This is a genomic window from Serratia sp. 1D1416 (genome assembly GCF_003641105.1).
In the GTDB taxonomy this organism is placed as follows: Bacteria; Pseudomonadota; Gammaproteobacteria; order Enterobacterales; family Enterobacteriaceae; genus Serratia; species Serratia ficaria.
Window position 1 is genome coordinate 4,136,094 of sequence record NZ_CP032738.1, and the last position, 17,865, is coordinate 4,153,958.

Here is a 17,865-nt window from a genome sequence, read left to right on the forward strand (position 1 = left end):
GCGGGACTATCGATATTGCAGGTAGGCCACCTGAGTCTGCAGATACTCCTCCAGCCCGTGGCGGCCGTCGGCGCCGCCGATGCCGGATTTGCGCCAGCCGGCGTGGAAACCCTGCATCGCCTCGAAGTTCTCCCGGTTGATATAGGTCTCCCCGAACTTAAGCCGCTTCAGCGCGGTCATCGCCACGTTCAGGTCACGGGTGAAGATCGAAGACGTCAGGCCGTACTCGCTGTCGTTGGCCATAGCGATCGCCTGGTCCAGCGTGTCGAAGGTGGCCACCGGCAATACCGGGCCGAACACTTCCTCATGCATGATCGCCATATCCTGCCGCACCCGGGTCAGCAGGGTCGGCGGGAAGAAATAGCCGGTTCCCGGCTCGCGCTTGCCGCCCAACACCAGCTCGGCGCCCTGGCTGACGGCGTGCGCCACCTTGTCCTCCACCCGCTGCAAGGCGGCGGCGCTGATCAGCGGCCCCATGTCCAGCCCGCTCCGCTGCTGCGGATCGCCGAAGGTCACCTGCCGCAGCGCCTCGGTCAGCCGGGCGATAAACTGCGGGTAAATCGCCTGCTGCACGTAAACGCGCTCCACGCAGTTGCACACCTGGCCGCTGTTGATCACCCGCGAACTGACGATGGCCCGTACCGCCAGCTCCAGATCGGCGTCGGCCATCACGATCGCCGGCGCTTTGCCGCCCAGCTCCAGCGACACCTTGGTGACGTTGTCGGCGGCGGCGCGCAGGGTGGCGACCCCGGCGCCGATGCTGCCGGTCAGGCTGACCATGCCGACCTTCGGGCTGGCCGCCAGCGCCTGGCCCACTTCCGGCCCGTAGCCGGTCACCAGATTGAACACGCCTTTCGGCAGGCCGATTTGGTGAACGATCTCGGCAAACATCACCGCGTTGCCCGGCGTCAGCTCGCTGGGCTTGATGACGATGGTGTTGCCGGTCAGCAGCGCCGGCGCCGCCTTGCGGGCGATCAGGAAGAACGGGAAGTTCCACGGCAAGATGCCGACGGTGACGCCAATCGGCTTCTTGAAAATAAAGATGTTTTCGTCAGGGCGGTCGCTCTGGATGATTTCGCCCTCATAGCGCCGCGCCCATTCGGCCATGTAGTCCAGGTAGTCGGCGGTGAACAGCACTTCGATTTTCGCCAGCGCCGCCGTCTTGCCGCCTTCGGCGACGATCATCGCGCTCAGCGCCGCCTCACGCTGGCGAATGCCGGCGGCGATATCGCGCAGCCACTGGCCGCGCCGCACCGCCGGCAGCGCCTCCCAATCCGGCTGGGCGCGGGCGGCGGCGTCGATCGCCCGCTCGACGTCGGCGGCGTCGCCCTGCGGAATGTGCAGGATGGTCTGTTCGGTCGCGGGATTGATCACCTCGATCCAGCGGTCGTTGCGGGCGACGGTGAACTCGCCGTCGATATACATGCGTTTTTGAGGATTATTCATGGCAGGGCTCCACAGGGGATGGTGATTAACGAATTGTCAGATTAATGAATTCCTGATGTTAATAACCTTTGCGCCAGTGCCACCGAAGGCGCGCGGCTGGCAGCCCTGCGCGGATCGCGCCGATCGCCGCCGCCATTTTTCGCATTGCCCGCGCGTCAGTGCGGGGAACTGTGATCCCGCCCGGCGTCACCCCTTGTATTTTGCCAACTTACGTCAGAGCTGGCAGTCAGGCTAAGGTTGGCGGGCAGGCAAGCCCGATAGACTCCTTCGTGTCGTTTTTTTGTCCTCTTACACGCTACGAAGGAAGGCATGACAATGAATAACGTCATTCTGTTGGGAATACTGTGGCATCTGGTCGGCGCCGCCAGCGCCGCCTGTTTTTATGCGCCGTTCAAGCAGGTGCGGCAATGGTCATGGGAAACCATGTGGTCGATCGGCGGGCTGATGTCCTGGCTGATCCTGCCGTGGGCCGTCAGCTGGCTGCTGCTGCCGGATTTTTGGCAGTACTACCGCTCTTTCAGCCCGAGCACGCTGCTGCCGGTGTTTTTGTTTGGCGCCATGTGGGGCATCGGCAACGTGAACTACGGCCTGACCATGCGCTATCTGGGCATGTCGATGGGCATCGGCATCGCCATCGGCATCACCCTGGTGGTCGGCACGCTGATGACGCCGCTGCTGCAGGGCCGCTTCGTTGCGCTGTTCGGCTCCGCCGGCGGGCTGATGACGCTGCTGGGCGTTCTGGTGGCGCTGGTCGGCGTGGCGATCGTCAGCTGGGCCGGGGTGCTGAAGGAGCGGGCGATGGGCATCTGCGCCGAAGAGTTCAACCTGCGCAAGGGGCTGGTGCTGGCGGTGCTGTGCGGGATTTTTTCCGCCGGCATGTCGTTCGCCATGGATGCGGCCAAGCCGATGCATCAGGCGGCGGCGCAGCTGGGCATCGATCCTCTGTATGTCGCCTTGCCCAGCTACGTGGTGATCATGGGCGGCGGGGCGCTGATCAATCTGGGTTACTGCCTGGCACGTCTGGCTATCAAGCCGGAGCTGTCGGTGCGGGTCGATTTCTCGCGCGCCAAACCGCTGCTGTTGGCCAACCTGCTGTTTTCGCTGCTGGGCGGCGCCATGTGGTACCTGCAGTTCTTCTTCTACGCCTGGGGGCACGCGCGCATTCCGGCGCAGTATGATTTTATCAGCTGGATGCTGCACATGAGTTTCTACGTGCTGTGCGGCGGCCTGGTCGGCCTGCTGCTGAAGGAGTGGAACAACGCCGGCCGACGTCCGGTGGCGGTGCTGAGCGTCGGCTGCCTGGTGATCATCCTGGCGGCCAACATCGTCGGCCTCGGCATGGCGGGCTGATCACAGCTTCACCTCCGCCGTCGGGCGCCGGCCCCGTTCAAAACGTTGGCGCCAGGCGCTGGGGGTGACGCCGGTTTCCCGGGTGAACACCACCGAAAAGTAGTTGCTGTCGTCAAAGCCGCAGCGGGCGGCGACCTCGCCGATCAGGCAGTCGCTGCGGCGCAGCAAATATTTGGCCCGGCACAGCTGCAGCTGGCGCTGATAGTGGCCGATGGTCATGCCGGTCTGCTGGCGGAACAGCTGCTTCAGCCCGCGCTCCGCCAGCCGATGCTGCAAGCAGAACGCCCCCAGCTCGAAGCGCCCGCCGTTATCGCCCTGGATCGCCGCCATCAGCAGATCCAGCTGTTCCCCCTCGGGCAGTTGGCCGTGCTGTTCGGGGGCGTAACGGTGGCGACGCAGGATCAGCGCCAGCTGCAGGAACAGCGCTTCGGTCAGCTGGATCGACAGCTGGTCGGTCTTGCGGCTTTCCTGCGCCAGCTGCTGGATCACGCCGCGCGTCAGCGCCATGCCGCGGGTGGTCAGCCGCCAGTGGGACTGGTGCTGCCGAACGTCGGGCGGCAGCAGCTCCGCCCAGTCGATAGCCAACCGGAAACGCTCCGGACAATACAGAATATTGTCCAACACCAGATCGTGGACCGAATCGTAGCTGTGGCAATCGCGATCGCGGATATAAAAGATGTCGCCGCAGGTGACCCGCCAGGGCCGGTCGTTGAGCACGTGCAGGCCGTTGCCGCGCCAGACGATGACTATCTCGCTGAATTCGTGGGTGTGCGGCGGAAACGAGGGCTGAGGCGCCCGATCGGCGACCGCCACCGGCATCAGCTCAGAGGGCAGATAATCTGTTTTGGCCAGCAGCAGCGGGGAGTTCACCGGGACACCTCGGGGTCAGAAGTCGTTTTGTCGCATAGTACGGGGTGAACAGCCAAACTCGCGCTTGAAAAGCGTGGAAAAGTGATTGCTGTCACCAAATCCGCAGCGGTAGGCGATATCCGTGATGCGCGTATCCTCATGGCGCAGCATTTGGCGCGCCTGCAGCAGCCGCAGCCGATTAAGGTAGCGCTGCGGCGTGCTGCCGGTGTGCTTCTTGAGCTGGCGGTGCAGGGTGCGCAGCGAAAGCGAGAAGCGATCGGCCAGCCAATCCCAGTCCACTTCGTCGCTGTAGTGCTCCGCCAACCAGTCCAGCAGCAGGCGCAGCCGGCCCTCGGGATCGTCGGCGGCCGCGGCGACGGATCCCTGACGCAGCAACACCAGCAGCTGCATGAACAACAGCTCTTGCTGCGCCAGATGTTCGAGGCCGAAGGCGGCGGGCGTCTGCGCCAGCCGGGTGACCACCGCGCGCACCTGCTCCAGCAGCTTGCTGCTGATGCACCAGTGGGCGCTTTGCGCCTGCGGCAGCAGCTGATCCAGCCCGGAGAGAAAGCGAAAGGCGTTGGGGCCGCGATACAGCACGTTGGTCAGATGCAGGTTGTCGGTCTGTTCATAGAGGTGACGATCGCTGTCGCGGACAAAACAGATGCAGCCGCCGTACAGCGGCTGAGGCTGGCCGTTGAGCACGTGGGTGCCTGCGCCGCTCTCGACGATCACGATTTCGTAAAAATCATGGTGATGCTCGGGAAAGCCGGACTGCGGGACCCGCGGCTCGATCGTCACCGGGTAAGGGCTTGAAGCGAAAAAGTCACTGCCGCGCAACATTGCCATCTCTTCATCTCCGTTAACCATTTTGCAACAAATACTAGAGGAGGCGTCGGCGGGCCGCCTTGAAATTACGACGCGTCAGCGCCGCTCCGGCGGTCATTTTTTCAAGAATGCGCCGGAAAAAGACAAAATTGCGCGCCGGGTCACACCGCGGCCAAAAGCGCAAAGCGTGAAGCGCATCACGTTCATCTTTGCCTGATTGCCAGCCGCGGGCGCCAGACTGGCAGTGGCGATAAGGTGCCGTTTCCCCAGGGTTTTAAACTGTCGCCATCGATTCATCAGGAGCAAGCCCATGACACTTCGCCATATTGTCTCCATAGATCTCGGCGCCTCCAGCGGCCGGGTGATGCTTTGCCGCTACCGGCCGGAGCAACAGGAAATCACCCTGCGGGAAGTGGTGCGCTTCGGCAACGGCCTGCGGCGCATCGAGGGCCATGACTGCTGGGATGTGGATGCGCTGGAGCGGGCGATCCTGCAGGGGCTGCAGCGGCTCGACGCCGAGAACATCGGCGTGGACAGCATCGGCGTCGACACCTGGGGCGTGGACTATGTGCTGCTGGACGCCGACGGGCAGCGGGTCGGGCTGCCGGTGGCCTACCGCGACGATCGCACCCACGGCCTGATGCAGCAGGCCAGCCGGGCGCTGGGCGCGGCGCAGATCTACCGGCGCACCGGCATTCAGTTTCTGCCGTTCAACACCCTGTATCAGCTGCGGGCTTTCACGCAGCGCCATCCGCAGCAGGCGGCGCGCGTCGCTCACTTGCTGATGATGCCGGATTATTTGCACTATCGGCTGACCGGCCAGTTGAACTGGGAATACACCAACGCCACCACCAGTCAGCTGTTGAACATCCGCAGCGGCGAGTGGGATGCGGCGCTGTTGGAATGGGCCGGCGCGCGGCCGGCGTGGTTCGGCAAACCGACGCCGCCGGGCAATCAGCTGGGGCATTGGCGCAGCGCCGCCGGCAGACGGATCCCGGTGATCGCCGTCGCCAGCCACGACACCGCCAGCGCGGTGCTGGCCGCGCCGCTGCAGGACGTGCAAGCCGCCTACCTCAGCTCCGGCACCTGGTCGCTGATGGGCTTTGAAAGCGCCCGGCCCTATACCGACGCGGCGGCGCTGGCGGCCAACGTCACCAACGAAGGCGGCGCGGAGGGGCGTTTTCGGGTGCTGAAGAACATCATGGGGCTGTGGCTGCTGCAGCGGGTGTGCGAAGAGCTGGAGATAGCCGAACTGCCGCCGTTGATCGACCAGGCGGCGCGCTTGCCGGGCTGCCGCGCGCTGATCGACCCCAACGACCCGCGTTTTATCAATCCGGCCAGCATGGTGCGCGAGATCCAGGACGCCTGCCTCAGCCACGGCATGCCGGCGCCGCAAAGCGCCGCGGCGCTGGCGCGCTGCATCTTCGACAGCCTGGCGCTGCTGTATTGGCAGGTGCTGGAGGAGCTGCAGACGCTGCGCGGCGGCGCCTTCAGCCGCCTGCATATCGTCGGCGGCGGCAGCCAGAACCGGCTGCTCAACCAGCTGTGCGCCGACGCCTGCGGCATCGAACTGCATGCCGGCCCGGTCGAAGCCTCGATCCTCGGCAATATGGGCTGCCAGCTGATCGCGCTGGGGGAGGTGGCGGACGTCGCCGCTTTCCGCCGCATCGTCGCCCGCAACTTTACGCCGGCGGTGTTTTCGCCCAATCCCGACAGCGAACTCGTCGCCAACCGCAACCGATTCCAGGCTATCAGCCTGTCGACAAAGGAACCTTGCTTATGACCCGATCCATTGAACAGGCGTTTGACCTGGCGAAACAGCGCTTCAGCGATCTTGGCATCGACGTTGCGCGCGCGCTGGACCTGCTCGATCGCCTGCCCATTTCCGTCCACTGCTGGCAGGGCGACGACGTGCGCGGCTTCGAAAACCCGCAGGGCGCGCTGACCGGCGGCATCCAGGCCACCGGCGGCTATCCCGGCCGCGCCACCAACGCCGCGCAGCTGCGCGCCGATCTGGAGCGGGCGTTTTCACTGATCCCCGGCCCGAAACGGCTGAACCTGCATGCGATCTATCTGGAAAGCGAGCGCCCGGTCGAGCGCAACGCCATTGAGCCCAGACACTTCAGCCACTGGGTGGAATGGGCCAAAAGCCAGGGCCTGGGACTGGATTTCAACCCGAGCTGCTTCTCGCACCCGCTCAGCAGCGACGGCTTCACGCTGGCGCACGCCGATCCGGCCATCCGCCGCTTCTGGATTGAGCATTGCCAGGCCAGCCGGCGCATCTCGGCCCACTTTGGCGAGCAGCTCGGCACGCCGTCGGTAATGAACATCTGGGTGCCGGACGGCATGAAGGATCTGACCGTCGATCGCCTGGCGCCGCGGCGCCGGCTGATGACCGCGCTGGATGAGGTGCTCGCGGAGCCGCTGGATGCGCGCCACCACATCGACGCGGTGGAAAGCAAGCTGTTCGGCATCGGCGCCGAGAGCTACACCGTCGGCTCCAACGAATTCTGTCTGGGCTATGCCGCCAGCCGCCAGATCGCGCTGACGCTCGACGCCGGCCATTTCCATCCGACCGAGGTGATCTCCGACAAGATTTCCACCGCGATGCTGTATGTGCCGCGGCTGTTGCTGCACGTCAGCCGCCCGGTGCGCTGGGACAGCGACCACGTGGTGCTGCTGGACGACGAAACCCAGGCGATCGCCCAGGAGATCGTGCGCCATCAGCTGTTCGACAAGGTTCACATCGGCCTGGACTTCTTCGACGCGTCGATCAACCGCATCGCCGCCTGGGTGATCGGCACCCGCAACGTGCGCAAGGCGCTGCTGCGGGCGCTGCTGGAGCCGGTCGAGCTGCTGCGGCAGCGGGAGGCGGCGGGGGATTACACCGCGCGGCTGGCGCTGCTGGAAGAGCAGAAGTCGCTGCCGTGGCAGGCTATCTGGGAAGGTTACTGCCTGCGTCACGACGTGCCCGTCGGGGCCGGCTGGCTGGAAGACGTCCGCCGTTACGAACAACTCAATCAACGCTAAGGGGGCAGCATGCAAGGTATTCTTTCTTCATGGTTTGTGCAGGGCATGGTGAAAGCCACCGCCGACATGTGGCTGAAGGGCTGGGATGAACGCAACGGCGGCAATATCAGCCTGCGCTTGCTGGACGAAGAAGTGCGGCCGTATCAGGGCGATTTCACCCCGCAGCCGCGCCGGGTCGAGCTGAGCCAGCCGGCCGTCGAACTGGCCAACTGCTGGTTTCTGGTCACCGGCTCGGGCAAGTTTTTCCGCAACGTGCAGCTCGATCCCGCCGACAGCCTGGCGCTGCTGCGGGTCAGCGAAGACGGCCACGCCTACAGCATTCACTGGGGCTTGAGCCACGGCGGTTTGCCGACCTCCGAGCTGGCGTCGCACTTCCAGTCGCACTGCGTGCGCAAAACGCTGACCGACGGCGCCGATCGGGTGATCATGCACTGCCACGCCACCCATTTGATCGCCCTCAGCTACGTGCTGGAGTTGGACGCCGCCAGCTTTACCCGCCTGCTGTGGGAGGGCAGCACCGAATGCCTGGTGGTGTTCCCGCACGGCGTCGGCATCGTGCCCTGGATGGTGCCCGGCACCGACGGCATCGGCGAGCAGACCGCGCGACAGATGCGCAGCCACACGCTGGTGCTGTGGCCGTTCCACGGCATTTTCGCCAGCGGCCCGTCGCTGGACGACGCCTTCGGCCTGATCGACACCGCCGAGAAGTCGGCGCAGGTGCTGGTCAAGGTGCTGTCGATGGGCGGCATGCGGCAGACCATCAGCACGCCGCAGCTGATTGCGCTGGGGAAACGGTTTGAAGTGACGCCGTGGCAGGCGGCGCTGGACGCGGAACGAGCGTTATGATCCGCAAGGCCTTCGTGATGCCGGTGTACCCGCACGCGCACGCGGCGTATCGGCAGCGCCACGCCGCCATCTGGCCGGAGCTGGCGCAAACCCTGAAGCAGCACGGCGCGCATCGCTACAGTATTTTTCTCGATGCGCGGCGTCATTTGCTGTTCGCGGTGGTGGAGATCGAGTCCGAGGCGCGCTGGCAGGCGGTGGCCGACACCGACGTTTGCCGGCGCTGGTGGCTCTCGATGCGCGAGCTGATGCCCGGCAACCCCGACAACAGCCCGCTGAGCGAAACGCTGGAGCCGGTGTTTTATCTGGAATAACCCCGCCGAGCGGGGTTACTGCCGGAACTGGCGCACATCGATGCGCCAGCGGTTAATTTTGTTGTACAGCGTGGTGCGCGACAGCCCGAGCTGATCGGCGGCGCGGCGCAGATTGCCGGCGTGCGCCTCGATGGCCTGCAGAATATGCGCCCGCTCGCTGTCTTCCAACCGCAGCGCGGGCGCGGCCGGCAGCGGCGGCGTAGCGGCGATCATCTCGGCCGGCAAATCCTCGACGTCAATGAGCAGTCCCTCGCACAGATTGACCATCCGCTCCACCAGATTTTCCAGCTCGCGCACGTTGCCGGGCCAGCGCCAGGCCTGCAGGCGCGCCATCGCCGCCGGCGATACCTGCGGCGGGATTTTCTTCATGCGCGCGCACAGCTGCCGAATAAAGCCGGTGATCAGCCCGGCGATGTCGTCCTGGCGCTCGCGCAGCGGCGGGATGGCGATGGAGATCACGTTCAGCCGGTAATACAGATCGCGGCGAAACGCGCCGCTCTCCACCGCCAGCGCCAGATCGCAGTGGGTGGCCGCCACGATGCGCACGTCCACCTTCACCGGCTGCGCGGCGCCGATGCGCAGCACTTCGTTTTCCTGCAGCACGCGCAGCAGGCTGGTTTGCGCCTCCAGCGGCATTTCGCCGATCTCGTCCAGCAGCAGCGTGCCGCCGTCCGCCAGTTCGAATTTGCCGGCCGAGCCGCCGCGACGGGAGCCGGTGAAGGCGCCGTCGACATAGCCGAACAGCTCGCTCTGCACCAAATCGCGCGGCAGCGCGCCGCAGTTGACCGCGACAAAAGGCTCGCCGCTGCGCGCGCTGGCGTTGTGGATCGCCTGCGCGAACAGCTCTTTGCCGGTACCGCTTTCGCCGCGCAGCAGCACCGTGCTGTGGCTGCGGCTGCTGGTGCGCGCCTGGGCGATCGCCTGCTGAATGGCGGGGGAATGGCCGCGGATCATTTCGAAGGTGTAGCTGGCGCTGACGCCCATCACGCGGCGGGTGATGGCGCGGATGCGTCGGTCTTCGCGCAGCGACAGCACCCGGCCGTTGTCCGGTGCCGGCATCAGCGAAATCAGGCAGGAAAGGGGGCGTTTGCCGTCGGGGCAGAACGTCATCTCGCGATCGTTGCAGAACGGCATGGTCAGCAGCGAAGCGGACTGCGGCCGCAACAGCGCATCGATATGCCCGCCGCCGGGCTCCAGATCGCCGAAAATCTGGCGCGCATAGCGGTTGACGATGGTCAGCCGCCCGGCGGCGTCGCAGACGATCACCCCTTCATTCAGGGTTTCCAAAATCGACTGTTGCTCGGCCAATAGCCGCCGCAGCTGCAGCTGTTGGCCGATGGCCTCCGCCGCCGCCTGCACGGTGCCGAGCGTATGGGCGTTGAAGTTGTCCGGCGTGGCGGTCAACGTCAGCACGCCGATCATCGCTCCCTCGGTATTGCGCACCGGCGCCGCGGCGCACTGGCGGTGGCGCTGACGCAGGCCAATCTTCCAGTTTTCGCCGCTCAACACGTAGACCAGCCGTTGTTCCAGCAGGCAGCGAGCGGTGCAGTTGGTGCCCTGAACCTCTTCGCGCAGGATGCTGCCGACCGGCGTGATGTCGGCGCCGCAGTAATGCAGGGTGACGCCGTCGGCGTCGGTGAGGTTGATGTGGCCGTCCGGGTTATAGGCCAGCAGGTTTTCCATCACGCTGCGCGCCACGGCGATCAGGTCGGCGTTGGCCGCCAGGATCGCCGCCAGCGCGTCGGCGGGCGGGGCGCAATAGACGAAGTCGTCGGGATCGATGCCCCGTTGGCGCGAACGCTGCCAGGAACTCAGGATGGAGGCGCGTATCCAACCCGGCCGCTCCCCGGCGTTAAAGGCGCGCCAGCCTTGCCAGAGCAGGTTGTCCCACTCAGCGGCCTCCGCGCCCTCGGGCAGGCTGAAGATCGGGTCGCTTTCGTCTTTGATGGGTTTGAGTCCCGCGGCGTCCATCTGGTTCTCCGGTACGAATTGGAATGTTCATTTTATGGACATGCAAAGTTGACATGTCCATTTTGTTTCCATTTTGTCGCCGCTATTTGTGCAACGTCTCACAGAATCCCGGCCAGTGCCGTTGGCATCCGCCTTGCAATAGCTCCAGGGCGAACACCTATCAACGCCATAACCACCAACGGGAGATCTTATGAGTGAGCTAAGCAACAATGTACGCGTCGGGCTGATCGGCGCCGGCCGCATGGGCAGTTTTCACGCCGAGTCGCTGGCCTGGCGGGTACCGGGCGCCGTGCTGGCCGCGGTGGCCGACCCGATGCCCGGCGCCGCGCCGGATCTGGCGGCGCGGCTGGGCGTGGCCAAAGCCTACGGCGACCTGCAGAACCTGCTGGATGATCCTGAGATTGACGCGGTGGTCATCGCCGCCCCGGCGCGCACCCATGCGGAATGGGTGATCGCCGCCGCGCAGGCCGGCAAACACGTGTTCTGTGAAAAGCCGATGGCCATCACGCTGGAGGAGGCCGATCGGGCTATCGCCGCCGCCGAACGGGCGGGCGTGGTGTTGCAGGTCGGTTTTAACCGTCGGTTTGTCGGCGGCTTCGCCGCCGCGATCGCCGCGATCGAGAGCGGCGAGAACGGCGTGACGCAGTTATCCCGCTCGGTAACGCGCGATCCGCAGCTGCGCGACCCCACGCCGATCCCGCCGTGGACCATTTTCCTCGAAACGCTGATCCACGATTTCGATACGCTGCTGCATTTCAACCCCGGCAGCCGCCCGGTGGAGGTCTACGCGCTGGCGGATGCGCTGGTGCGGCCGGACTTCAAGGCGCGCGGGCTGCTCGATACCGCGGTGGTGACGATCCGTTTCGATAACGGCGCCATCGCCACCGCCGAAGCCAGCTTCCAGGCGGTATACGGTTACGACGTGCGCGGCGAGGTGTTCGGCAGCAAGGGAATGCTGCAGGCCGGCAACATCAACCTCAACAACTGCGTGCGCTATCACGCCGGCGGCATCGCCATCGACACCTCGCGACAGGACACCGACCTGTTGCGCGAGGCCTACGCGGCCGAGCTGGCGGCGTTCGCCCGTTGCATTAGGCAGGGCGAGCGGCCGCGCGCCACCGGGCAGGATGCGCGCAACGCGCTGGAAATTGCGCTGGCCTGCATCGAGTCGGTTCAACAGGGCAGCCCGGTGCGGCTGGGGGGCGCTGATGGCCGGTTATCAGCTCTCGGTGTGCGCCGAGATGGTGTTTCTCGAGCTGCCGTTCGTCGAACGGGTACAGCGCATCGCCGAATTGGGATTTGGCGTTGAAATCTGGGGCTGGGCCGATAAGGACATCGATGCCCTGGCGGCCACCGGCGCGCGCTTCACCTCGATGACCGGCTATCTCGGCGGCAACCTGACCGATGACGATCGGATCGCCGAACTGCTGCAGAGCGCGGAAGCCTCGCTGGCGGTGGCGCAGCGGCTGAACTGCCCCAACCTCAACCTGCACGGCACCGGGCTGGACGGGAAGGGGTTGCCGGTGCGGCCGGTCGAACGGGTGAGCGGCGCAATGTGGCTGCAGGCGGCAGACACCCTGCGGCGGCTGGCGCAGTGGGGTGAACGCAGCGGGCGGGTGTTTACGCTGGAAAACCTCAACCTCGAGGTCGACCATCCGGGCACGCCGTTCGCCCGGGCCAGCGATACGCTGGCGTTGGTTGAAGCGGTCGGCAGCCCGGGGCTGAAGATGAATCTCGACCTGTACCATGCGCAAATTGGCGAAGGCAACCTGATCGCGCTGATGCGGCGCTGCGGCCCGGCGATCGGCGAGATCCAGGTGGCCGACGTGCCGGGGCGCCGCCAACCCGGCACCGGGGAAATCAACTACCGCGCCATCGCCCGCGCGCTGGCGGAGATGGACTACCGGGGCGTGGTGGCGCTGGAGGGCTGGGCCGCCGGCGACAGCACCGAAGCGCTGCGGCAGTTCCGCGAGCATTTCACCCTGTAAGCCAGCGTGACGCCGGGCATGCGCCTGTGCCCGGCATAACAATAACAACGTGATAACAAACGGGACATCGTTATGAAAATCAAAACCCTACTGTGGATAATGTTGTGTATCGCCATCAGCTTCGGCGCCGAGGCGAAGAGCTATCGCGTCGGGGTGGCGCTGGCTAATTTCGATCTTAACTTCGTCTCCATCCTGCGTACGCAAATGGCCGACGAACTGAAACAGCAGCAAATGGACGGCCAGTTTGTCGACGCCAAAGGCGACGTGGCGCTGCAGGTGCAGCAGGTGGAAGACTTCATCAACCTCGGCGTCGACGCCATCATCCTCAACCCGGTGGATACCCAGGGCGTGCAGCCGATGATGGCGGCGGCCAAACGGGCCGACATTCCGCTGATCTTCGTTAACCGCAAGCCGGAGGTGAAGCTGGAGCAGGAGATGGCCTACGTCGGCTCCGACTCCGCGGTGGGCGGAGAAATGCAGATGGAGGCGCTGGCGAAGCGCATGAACTACCGCGGCAACGTGGCGATCCTGATGGGCGCGTTGTCCAACGAAGAGGCGCGCGAACGCACCCGGGCGGTGGAGGCGGTGATCGCCAAATATAAGGACATGAAGGTGCTGGAGAAACAGAGCGCGCGCTGGCAACGCAACGAAGCGGTGGATGTGGTCTCCGGCTGGCTGCTCAACGGCAGCCCGATCGACGCCATCGCCGCCAACAACGACGAAATGGCCATCGGCGCCATCATGGCGCTCAACCAGGCGAAGAATAAAAACATTTTGGTGGCCGGCATCGACGGCACGCCGGACGGCCTGCAGTTTATCAAAAACGGCGGCATGGCGCTGACCATCTTCCAGGACGCCAAAGGACAGGCGATCGGCGCGGTTAAGGTAACCAAAGCGCTGTTGGACAAACAGCCGACCGAGCCTTACCTGTGGGTGCCGTATAAAACCATCACCCAGGCCAATTTGGCGCAGTTCGCCGCCGCCAGCCCTTAGCTATGCCGCAACCAGCCCCGCCAGGCGGGGCTTTTCTTTCGCCTCAGTCCCCCAGCCCCGGCGGATTGATTTCCGAATGCGCAATTTTCTCGTCGCTTTCGGCCCAGCGCTCCAGCACCCGCAGGTAGCTGCCGTTGGCGATGGCGCCGTTGAGCGAGGCCTGCACCGCCGCCGCCAGCCCATTGCCTTTCTTCAGCGTGACGGCGATGTTGGCGGTTTTCGGCCAGCCGCCCGGCACGATGCCCACCAGGCGGGTTTTGCCGGTCAGCTTGGCCTGGTAGGCGCCGGAAACGTTCGGCCCGAAGGTGGCGTCGGCGCGGCCGGACTGAATGGCCAGCGTGGACGCCGCTTTGTCGGTAACATACACCGGCTGCAGCGGCGCCAGGCCCTTGGCGCGGTTTTCTTTATCCCAGGCCAGCAGCACCGCCTCCTGGTTGGTGCCGGAGTCGACGATAATCTTCTTGCCGGCGATGTCCGGCGCCGAAGTTATCGCGGTGATTTTGCTGTCGCTTTTCACGTAGAAGCCCAGCGTATCCTGGCGGTAAGTGGCGAAATCGAACCTGGTTTTGCGCTCGTTGGTCACGGTGATGTTATAGATGGCCGCGTCGTACTTACCGGAACTCACCCCCAATGGCCAGTCCTCCCACGAGGTCGGCACCAGTTTGAGCTTCAGGCCCAAGCCATCGGCCACCAGCCGCGCAATGTCCGATTCGCTGCCGATCACCGTTTTGTTGTCGCGGGCGTAGAGCCCGAACGGCGGCCCGCTGCCTAGCAGCGAGATCGCCACCGTCAGCGTGCCGGGCTCGACAAATTTGAATCCGGCGGGGATCTTGGCGACGGCGTCGGCGTTTTTCACCGTATGGATGGGGGTTTCGTTCGCCACGATATCGACGCCCGGCGCGGCGTCAACCACGGCCGAAAAGCCCAACAGCGCCGCGATGATTGCCAGTTTTTTGCTATATATCATTATGTTAATTACCTTCATTATTATATTGAGAGGCGGTCACTGCACTATCTCTGATGGGGGTAAGTCTGTGAACTAACAAAATTAAATAACTAATCTTGGAAAAAACATGATGAGCGGATACGCTTTGAAGTCTTCCACGGCAAACCCTATTGCATCCTCACTGCCCACCCCACTTTTTGAGATCGCACCATGAAAATAATGGGTAACTTTTCCGCACTCGAGCATCTGATACAAATTTATTTCGGGCAGGATAGCTATGAAATCACTGGAGCAACGACCCTTTCAGGTGTCATGGACTTCTATCTTAAGGACAATCCTCCATCACAGATCAATACGCTGATTGCAGATGTGGCTGAATTTGAAGCCGCATACCCTGATACGCTTGATGATGAGTTTATTTCGCGCTGGGGGAACGATGTTGTGCCGGAGCTATGGGGAACAACGACAAAGGATTTCTTGGAACGAATTCGGCTATTGGCGGCGCGCCGCCAACCCAGCTAGCTGCGTACAGGAAAACTTCTTACGCAGTAAAGCATGCCCGGCTTTTATCCTGAGCATGGACATGAAACGAGCGCTTGCCGGGGTCGATACCGATGAGCGTAACGTTTTGCATTATGATCCCCTTCAGAAAGAAAAACACCCTGTCAGCGTACCGCTCACAGGGTGGGGGTGACCATATCATTAAGCCCCCATGGTGGCGACGGGGGCTTGGCGATGGTAGCGCTAAGGTTATTTATCCAGCGCGTAGGCGATGACGTAATCGCCGCGATCCGGCGACTGGCGGGCGCCGCCGGCGGAGATCAGCACATACTGCTTGCCGGTGGTCGGTGAGACATAGCTCATCGGCGTGCCGCCGCTGCCGACCGGCAGACGCGCTTTCCACACTTCCTTGCCGGTTGACGAGTCAAACGCGCGCAGGTAATAGTCCTGCGTGCCGGCGATAAACACCAGGCCGCCCTGGGTCGCCAGGGTGCCGCCCAGCGTCGGCATGCCGACCGGCATCGGCGCGCGCATCTTGATGCCGAACGGCCCGGTATCCTGCACCGTGCCGGCCGGAACCTGCCACACCACCTTCTGGGTTTTCAGATCGATGGCGGAGAGGGTGCCGAACGGCGGCTTCTGGCATGGAATGCCCAGCGGCGACATGAAGCGGTTTTTGTTGACCGCATACGGCGTGCCTTTCAGCGGCACCGCGCCCATGCCGGTATTGACCGATTCGCCGCCGTTGCTGGCCGGCGTATTGGCGTCGGTTTTCTGCGGGATCATCTGCACCCACAGGCCGAGGCGCATGTCATTGGCGAAGATGTAATGGTTGTTCGGATCGGTGGAAAGACCGCCCCAGTTCATGCCGCCGAGCGAGCCCGGGAAGCTGAGGGAAACGTCGGTGTCCGGTGCGGTGAACAGCCCGTCGTAGCGCATCGATTTGAAGCTGATGCGGCACATGAGCTGATCGAACGGCGTGGCGCCCCACATGTCGGACTCGGTCAGCTTGTCCGCGCCAATCGACGGCATGCCCACCGAGAACGGCTGGGTGGAGGAATACTGTTCGTTAGGAATGTTGCGGGTTTTCACCGGCAGCTCTTTCACTTCGGTCAGCGGCTTGCCGGTGTGGCGATCCAGCACGAAGATTTGGCCGGTTTTGGCGCCGATCACCAGCGCAGGCTTGGTGGTGCCGTCCTTCATCGGGAAGTCGATCAGGCTTGGCTGCATCGGCAGGTCGAAGTCCCACAGATCGTTATGCACGGTCTGGTAAACCCATTTTTCCTTACCGGTGGTGGCGTCGAGCGCCAGGATGGAAGCGCTGTATTTATGATCCAGCGCGTTGCGGTTGGCGCCCCACAGGTCGACGGAGGAGCTGCCCATCGGCAGGAATACGGTGTTCATCGCCGGATCGTAGGACATCGGCGCCCACGAGTTCGGGGTGCTGCGCACAAAGGTCTGGCCCGGCTTCAGCGCCGCATTCGGCTGCTGATTGCCCGGGTCGAACGCCCAGCGCATTTCGCCGGTGATCACGTTGAAGCCGCGCAGCACGCCGCCAGGCATGTCGGTTTGCACGTTATCGGCCACGCGGCCACCGACCACCACGGTGGTGCCGGCCAGCGTCGGCGCCGAGGTCAGCTGATATTTCGGATCGGCGGCGTCGCCCAGGCCGGCCTTCAGATCGACCACGCCCTGGCGGCCGAAGTTCTGGCAGAACTCGCCGTTGTCGGCGTTGATAGCCACCAGGCGCGCGTCGATGGTGTTCATCAGAATGCGGCGCTGGCAGCTGTCGCCTGCGGCCAGCGCCACCGGCGCGGCAGGGGTGGAACCCGGCACGGTCGGCTCAGGCAGCGGCTTGTTGACGTCGAAATAGGCCAGGCCGCGGCAGCGGTTCCAGACCTGGGATTTGGCGTTGATTTCGCGCTTCCAGATCGCTTTGCCGCTGTCGGCGTCGACGGCGATCACGTTGTTGTGCGGGGTACACAGGAAGATGCGGTTGCCGATCTGCAGCGGCGTTTGTTGGTCTTCGGCGCCGTTGCCGTCCGGGCTGAGCGGGGTGTCGCCGGTATGGAAGGTCCAGGCCACCTTCAGATCTTTCACGTTATCGCGGGTGATCTGGTCCAGCGCCACGAAGCGGCTGCCGCCCGGGGTATTGCCGTAGTTGTCCCAGTCTTTTTGCTGTTTGGCTTTATCTACCGGGATCAGCGGCAGCGGCTGGCCGCTGAAAGCGACGGTCGGGTGCGGCTGGAACATCTGGTAGAAGGTGCCGACCATGCCGACGGCCAGCACGGCGGCCAGCAGGTAAGACGGCTTGGCCAGCGGCGCTTTGCCTTCCGGCTTGCGCAGCGCGGGCCAGGTCAGGAAGGCCAGCAGCATCAGGCCGGTCGGCACCATCAGGCGCGATACCAGCGGCCAGAAATCAAAGCCGGCGTCGAGCACCGACCAAATCAGGGTGCCGATAAACACCAGCAGGTAGAGCCACACCGCGGAGGATTTGCCGCGGAAGAATTGAATGGCCGACAGCAGGGTGACGATACCGGCGATCAGGAAGTAGCTGCTGCCGCCCAGCGAAACCAGTTTTCCGCCGGCGATGGCGAAGAACAGGCCGGTAGCCGCAAGGATGATCCCCAGCAGGCAACACCATAGCTTACGTTTTATACCCGGCCGGGTAGTTGAATCAGACATATTCTGGCACTCTCCGAAAATAATGTTTCTGGCTTTTGGTTTACCAAGCGTAATAGCCGTTTGGCCTTCTTTCCGGAAATGAGAAAGGCGGCAAACGGCAATCAAACGATGAATGCCGCAG

At 64.0% G+C, this 17,865-nt stretch carries 16 protein-coding genes and 1 pseudogene; 9 read left to right on the plus strand and 8 right to left on the minus strand.

The genetic code is table 11. The features are described from left to right. Window positions 1-6: 6 nt before the first annotated feature. Window positions 7-1,446 carry an aldehyde dehydrogenase gene (gene aldA, locus D7I37_RS20005; protein WP_095097509.1) on the minus strand — a complete coding sequence of 480 codons (1,440 nt, stop codon included), beginning with the start codon at window positions 1,444-1,446 and terminating at the stop codon, window positions 7-9. A gap of 315 nt (window positions 1,447-1,761) precedes the next feature. Here aldA and rhaT point away from each other — a divergent pair, with 315 nt between their 5' ends. Then, window positions 1,762-2,796 carry an L-rhamnose/proton symporter RhaT gene (gene rhaT / locus D7I37_RS20010; RefSeq protein WP_095097512.1) on the plus strand — a complete coding sequence of 345 codons (1,035 nt, stop codon included), beginning with the start codon at window positions 1,762-1,764 and terminating at the stop codon, window positions 2,794-2,796. Here the strand turns inward: rhaT and rhaR are convergent, their stop codons facing one another. The 3 genes from rhaR to D7I37_RS20025 form a co-directional block, all read right to left on the minus strand. Further along, window positions 2,797-3,666 (minus strand): HTH-type transcriptional activator RhaR, encoded by an 870-nt coding sequence (gene rhaR, locus D7I37_RS20015; protein ID WP_095097515.1) that lies wholly within the window; start codon window positions 3,664-3,666, stop codon window positions 2,797-2,799. Window positions 3,667-3,681: 15 nt separating this feature from the next. Further along, entirely contained in the window at window positions 3,682-4,494 is an 813-nt protein-coding gene (gene rhaS, locus D7I37_RS20020; protein ID WP_061795318.1) for an HTH-type transcriptional activator RhaS, read from the minus strand. Between the two features lie 93 nt (window positions 4,495-4,587). After that, window positions 4,588-4,785, minus strand: a complete 198-nt coding sequence (locus D7I37_RS20025) for a hypothetical protein (protein ID WP_061795317.1) — start codon at window positions 4,783-4,785, stop codon at window positions 4,588-4,590. Between D7I37_RS20025 and rhaB the strand changes: the two genes are divergently transcribed. From rhaB to rhaM, 4 genes are read left to right on the plus strand one after another with little or no spacing between them, the layout of a single operon-like run. Further along, window positions 4,784-6,256, plus strand: coding sequence for a rhamnulokinase (gene rhaB, locus D7I37_RS20030; RefSeq protein WP_129544218.1), 1,473 nt, complete (start codon window positions 4,784-4,786; stop codon window positions 6,254-6,256). The two genes, D7I37_RS20025 and rhaB, sit on opposite strands and share 2 nt — an antisense overlap. After that, a complete protein-coding gene (locus tag D7I37_RS20035; RefSeq protein ID WP_095097517.1) occupies window positions 6,253-7,503 on the plus strand; it encodes an L-rhamnose isomerase in 1,251 nt (416 codons plus the stop codon). Before rhaB ends, D7I37_RS20035 begins: the two co-directional genes overlap by 4 nt. Before the next feature lie 9 nt (window positions 7,504-7,512). Then, window positions 7,513-8,349 (plus strand): rhamnulose-1-phosphate aldolase, encoded by an 837-nt coding sequence (gene rhaD / locus D7I37_RS20040; protein ID WP_061795314.1) that lies wholly within the window; start codon window positions 7,513-7,515, stop codon window positions 8,347-8,349. Beyond that, window positions 8,346-8,660 (plus strand): L-rhamnose mutarotase, encoded by a 315-nt coding sequence (gene rhaM, locus D7I37_RS20045; protein ID WP_061795313.1) that lies wholly within the window; start codon window positions 8,346-8,348, stop codon window positions 8,658-8,660. The genes rhaD and rhaM overlap by 4 nt, the downstream gene beginning before the upstream one ends. A 15-nt stretch (window positions 8,661-8,675) precedes the next feature. Here rhaM and D7I37_RS20050 read toward each other — a convergent pair whose 3' ends face one another. After that, window positions 8,676-10,631 carry a sigma-54-dependent Fis family transcriptional regulator gene (locus D7I37_RS20050; protein ID WP_061795312.1) on the minus strand — a complete coding sequence of 652 codons (1,956 nt, stop codon included), beginning with the start codon at window positions 10,629-10,631 and terminating at the stop codon, window positions 8,676-8,678. A gap of 190 nt (window positions 10,632-10,821) precedes the next feature. Here D7I37_RS20050 and D7I37_RS20055 point away from each other — a divergent pair, with 190 nt between their 5' ends. The 3 genes from D7I37_RS20055 (at window position 10,822) to D7I37_RS20065 (ending at window position 13,612) form a co-directional block, all read left to right on the plus strand. Beyond that, window positions 10,822-11,940: a Gfo/Idh/MocA family oxidoreductase gene (locus D7I37_RS20055; RefSeq protein WP_129544219.1), complete on the plus strand. Its 1,119-nt coding sequence runs from the start codon at window positions 10,822-10,824 to the stop codon at window positions 11,938-11,940. Further along, entirely contained in the window at window positions 11,840-12,619 is a 780-nt protein-coding gene (locus tag D7I37_RS20060; protein ID WP_129544220.1) for a TIM barrel protein, read from the plus strand. The genes D7I37_RS20055 and D7I37_RS20060 overlap by 101 nt, the downstream gene beginning before the upstream one ends. Window positions 12,620-12,691: 72 nt before the next feature. Continuing rightward, the gene (locus D7I37_RS20065) at window positions 12,692-13,612 is read left to right on the plus strand and encodes a substrate-binding domain-containing protein (protein ID WP_129544221.1); all 921 of its coding nucleotides are present in this window, start codon (window positions 12,692-12,694) and stop codon (window positions 13,610-13,612) included. 43 nt (window positions 13,613-13,655) lie between these two features. On the opposite strand, the gene D7I37_RS20070 is transcribed toward D7I37_RS20065, so the two are convergent. Beyond that, the gene (locus tag D7I37_RS20070; protein WP_083950341.1) at window positions 13,656-14,579 is read right to left on the minus strand and encodes an ABC transporter substrate-binding protein; all 924 of its coding nucleotides are present in this window, start codon (window positions 14,577-14,579) and stop codon (window positions 13,656-13,658) included. Window positions 14,580-14,777: 198 nt separating this feature from the next. Between D7I37_RS20070 and D7I37_RS20075 the strand changes: the two genes are divergently transcribed. Beyond that, window positions 14,778-15,080, plus strand: a complete 303-nt coding sequence (locus tag D7I37_RS20075; protein ID WP_061795378.1) for a contact-dependent growth inhibition system immunity protein — start codon at window positions 14,778-14,780, stop codon at window positions 15,078-15,080. Here D7I37_RS20075 and D7I37_RS20080 read toward each other — a convergent pair. After that, a pseudogene (locus D7I37_RS20080) lies at window positions 15,078-15,192 on the minus strand (IS110 family transposase); the annotation flags it as partial. The gene D7I37_RS20075 and the pseudogene D7I37_RS20080 sit on opposite strands and share 3 nt — an antisense overlap. 116 nt (window positions 15,193-15,308) lie before the next feature. After that, on the minus strand, window positions 15,309-17,744 hold the full coding sequence (locus tag D7I37_RS20085) for a glucose/quinate/shikimate family membrane-bound PQQ-dependent dehydrogenase (protein ID WP_129544223.1): 2,436 nt from the start codon (window positions 17,742-17,744) through the stop codon (window positions 15,309-15,311). Between the last annotated feature and the right edge of the window lie 121 nt (window positions 17,745-17,865).

Excerpts from the sequence above, each read along its gene's own strand:
- aldA (WP_095097509.1), bottom strand. The coding sequence starts at position 1,446 with ATGAATAATCCTCAAAAACGCATGTATATCGACGGCGAGTTCACCGTC.
- rhaT (WP_095097512.1), top strand. The coding sequence starts at position 1,762 with ATGAATAACGTCATTCTGTTGGGAATACTGTGGCATCTGGTCGGCGCC.
- rhaS (WP_061795318.1), bottom strand. The coding sequence starts at position 4,494 with ATGGCAATGTTGCGCGGCAGTGACTTTTTCGCTTCAAGCCCTTACCCG.
- rhaB (WP_129544218.1), top strand. The coding sequence starts at position 4,784 with ATGACACTTCGCCATATTGTCTCCATAGATCTCGGCGCCTCCAGCGGC.
- D7I37_RS20025 (WP_061795317.1), bottom strand. The coding sequence starts at position 4,785 with ATGGGCTTGCTCCTGATGAATCGATGGCGACAGTTTAAAACCCTGGGG.
- D7I37_RS20035 (WP_095097517.1), top strand. The coding sequence starts at position 6,253 with ATGACCCGATCCATTGAACAGGCGTTTGACCTGGCGAAACAGCGCTTC.
- rhaD (WP_061795314.1), top strand. The coding sequence starts at position 7,513 with ATGCAAGGTATTCTTTCTTCATGGTTTGTGCAGGGCATGGTGAAAGCC.
- rhaM (WP_061795313.1), top strand. The coding sequence starts at position 8,346 with ATGATCCGCAAGGCCTTCGTGATGCCGGTGTACCCGCACGCGCACGCG.
- D7I37_RS20050 (WP_061795312.1), bottom strand. The coding sequence starts at position 10,631 with ATGGACGCCGCGGGACTCAAACCCATCAAAGACGAAAGCGACCCGATC.
- D7I37_RS20055 (WP_129544219.1), top strand. The coding sequence starts at position 10,822 with ATGAGTGAGCTAAGCAACAATGTACGCGTCGGGCTGATCGGCGCCGGC.
- D7I37_RS20060 (WP_129544220.1), top strand. The coding sequence starts at position 11,840 with ATGGCCGGTTATCAGCTCTCGGTGTGCGCCGAGATGGTGTTTCTCGAG.
- D7I37_RS20065 (WP_129544221.1), top strand. The coding sequence starts at position 12,692 with ATGAAAATCAAAACCCTACTGTGGATAATGTTGTGTATCGCCATCAGC.
- D7I37_RS20070 (WP_083950341.1), bottom strand. The coding sequence starts at position 14,579 with ATGATATATAGCAAAAAACTGGCAATCATCGCGGCGCTGTTGGGCTTT.
- D7I37_RS20075 (WP_061795378.1), top strand. The coding sequence starts at position 14,778 with ATGGGTAACTTTTCCGCACTCGAGCATCTGATACAAATTTATTTCGGG.
- D7I37_RS20085 (WP_129544223.1), bottom strand. The coding sequence starts at position 17,744 with ATGTCTGATTCAACTACCCGGCCGGGTATAAAACGTAAGCTATGGTGT.